The organism is Pseudomonas sp. ITEM 17296 (genome assembly GCF_028895205.1).
Classification (GTDB): domain Bacteria; phylum Pseudomonadota; class Gammaproteobacteria; order Pseudomonadales; family Pseudomonadaceae; genus Aquipseudomonas; species Aquipseudomonas kermanshahensis.
Window position 1 is genome coordinate 1 of sequence record NZ_WJRS01000059.1, and the last position, 2747, is coordinate 2747.

Sequence of the window (2747 nt, forward strand, 5' to 3'; positions counted from 1 at the left end):
ACAAGGCTGCTCCTACACAGGGTCAGCGCAAGCTGCTCAGCACGCCTTCGAGAGCACACATCGCCGGTGCTTTCACCGGCCTCTTCGCAGCACAAGGCTGCTCCTACACAGGGTCAGCGCAGGCTGCTCAGCACGCCTTCGAGGCCTCGCATACCCGGTGATAGGCCCGGTTGAAATACACCAGCCCATCGTCCGCCCCACCATGGCGGATGTCCTGGATCTCGCAGTAGAAAATGCTGTGCGAACCCACCTCATGCACCTGGGCAATGCGGCAGTCGAAGTTGACCAGCGCCTCCTGCATCACCGGCGCGCCGCTCTCCAGCACGGTCCAGTGCGTGGTCGCAAAGCGCTCTTCCGTGCTCAGGTTGCGGTTGGCAAACGCCCCCGACAGCTCCTGATGGGTACCGGCCAGCACGTTCACGCACAGCGCACCGTTGGCCTTGAATTGCTCATTGGAATACGAGGCGCGGTTCATGCACACCAACAACGTGGGCGGCGCGTCGGTCACGCTGCACACCGCCGACGCGGTAAAACCGAAACGGCCTGCGGGGCCATCGGTGGTGATGACCGATACGGCGCCACCGAGCAGCGCCATTGCATTGCGAAACTGGCTTACATCTACCATGGTCATGCTCCTCAGATATCCAGCACCAGCTTGTTGGACTTGGCCCGCGAGCAGCACACCAGGATCTGGTCGTTCGCGGCTTTTTCTTCATCGGTCAGGTACACATCGCGGTGGTCTGGCTCGCCTTCGAGCACTTCGCACATGCAGGTCCCGCAGACGCCCTGCTCGCAAGAAATGTCGATCTTGATGCCAACCTGGGCAAGCGCTTCGAGGATGGTCTGCCCCTCGGCCACCTGCACGGTCTTGTTGCTGCGCGCCGCCACCACTTCAAAACCTTGGCCACTGGCGTCGACCTCGACCTGGAAGTACTCCTTGTGGATGTGGTCTTCGGCATAACCCTGCCGACGCGCGCCCTCAATCACCCAGTCCATGAAGCCGGACGGGCCGCAGGTATACAGGTGGGTGCCCTGGCTGGCAGCGCCCAGCACCGCCTCCAGGTTCAGCCGCTGTGCCGGGTCTTCATCATCGAAGTGAGTGACCACCCGCGCGGCGAACGGCGCCGCCGCCAGCGCCTCGAGAAACGCACTGCGGCTGCGCGAGCGCCCGCAATAATGCAGTTCAAAATCCGCGCCCTGCTGGTGCAGGGCGTGGGCCATGGCGATCATCGGCGTGATGCCGATACCACCGCCCAGCAGGATCGAACGGCTGGCCTGCGGCGCCAGCGGGAACAGGTTGCGCGGCGCGCTGATCTGCAGCTCGCGCCCTTCCAGCAAGGTCTCGTGCACGCCCACCGAGCCGCCGCGTGAAGCCGGGTCTTTCAGCACGCCTAAGCGATACACCGAAGCATCGGCCGGGTCACTGCACAGCGAATACTGGCGCACCACGCCGGGCGCCACGTGGATATCGACATGCGCGCCCGCCTCGAAGGCCGGCAACGCCGCGCCATCAGCGCGCCCCAGGTCGAGGACGACCACGTCGGCCCCTTGGATCTCGCGCTTGCGCACGACTACGTTCAACAATTGTTCATTCATGGCCGGTGTCCCGTGTAACGACAGGAGGCGCGCAGCGCCCCGCAAAAAAAATCAACGCATGAACAGGCCGCCGTTCACGTCCCAGGTCGCCCCGGTGGTGAAGTAGGCTTCGGGCCGCGCCAGTTGCACGATCAGGTCGCCCAGAAAACCGGCGTCCCCCAGGCGCTGCACCGGGATGTTCGCCAGTAACCCTGGCATGCGCTCGGCGGGCACCGCGGCATGCACCGCCGGCGAATCGATCGGGCCGGGGGCGATGGCGTTGACCGTGACGCCACGGGCAGCGAACTCCTTGGCGAAGATCTTGGTCAGGGTGACGATCGCGCCCTTGCTTGCCGCGTAGTGCGCGCCGGTCGCGGTGCCGCCGTTCTGCCCGGCCAGCGAGGCCATGTTGATGATCCGCCCGTAACCGGCCTCGGCCAGGTACGCGCCGAACACCTGGCAACCGAGGAACACGCTGCGCAGGTTCAAGCCAACCACGGCGTCGAATTCTTCTGGGCTGATCTGCATCAGCGGCGTGGTCTTGGTCACCGCAGCGTTGTTGATTACCACGTGCAGGGCGCCAAAGTGCCCCAGCACCTGGGCCAGCGCCTGCTCGAAATCGGCCTTGCTGGCGACATCGAGCTTGACCGCCAGGGTACGGCCGCCCTGCCCTTGCCGGGCTTGCTGCAGTTGTTCGGCGCTGGCCTGAGCGAGCGCCAGGTCACGGTCCGAGACCACCACGTCAAAGCCTGCGGCAAGCAGTTGCGCGCAGAAGCGCTGGCCCAAGCCCTGGCCGGCGCCGGTTACCAATGCGACTTGGTTCATGGTCGGTTCCTCACAGGATGTAGCCGATACCGGCGAGGGTATCGTCACTGTTGATCAGGCTGATCACCTTGCGGTGGATCTTGAAGCTGCCTTGCGCCCGCACCAGGGTGTAGGTCAGGTCGGCGCTGTAGTGCTTGAGGCTTTCCTTGCGGAACTCACGCACGTTCTGCGCGCAGCGCACGGTCACGTTGACGCCGTCGTCGCCCAGCACCCGGAAGCGCGAAATCGTGCGCACGGTACGTGGTTGCGGGCTGGTGGAAATCGACTCGCCGCCGATCAACCGCTGCACGCGAAGGCCACGCATGTGGTGGTCGTCGTAGGCGTAGTTGAGGGTGTTCTCGTAGTCA

4 protein-coding genes are annotated in these 2747 nt (G+C 64.7%); all 4 read right to left on the reverse strand.

Annotation, left to right across the window (positions count from 1 at the left end):
* Positions 1 to 127: 127 nt before the first annotated feature.
* Positions 128 to 625 (reverse strand): flavin reductase, encoded by a 498-nt coding sequence (locus GIB19_RS27970; protein WP_027595331.1) that lies wholly within the window; start codon positions 623 to 625, stop codon positions 128 to 130.
* Between the two features lie 11 nt (positions 626 to 636).
* Positions 637 to 1596, reverse strand: coding sequence for a PDR/VanB family oxidoreductase (locus tag GIB19_RS27975; protein ID WP_238216803.1), 960 nt, complete (start codon positions 1594 to 1596; stop codon positions 637 to 639).
* Positions 1597 to 1647: 51 nt separating this feature from the next.
* Positions 1648 to 2400, reverse strand: coding sequence for an SDR family NAD(P)-dependent oxidoreductase (locus tag GIB19_RS27980; RefSeq protein ID WP_274888833.1), 753 nt, complete (start codon positions 2398 to 2400; stop codon positions 1648 to 1650).
* Positions 2401 to 2410: 10 nt separating this feature from the next.
* Positions 2411 to 2747, reverse strand: a 337-nt coding sequence (locus GIB19_RS27985) for an aromatic-ring-hydroxylating dioxygenase subunit beta (RefSeq protein ID WP_274888834.1), incomplete at its 5' end; no start/stop codon positions are given.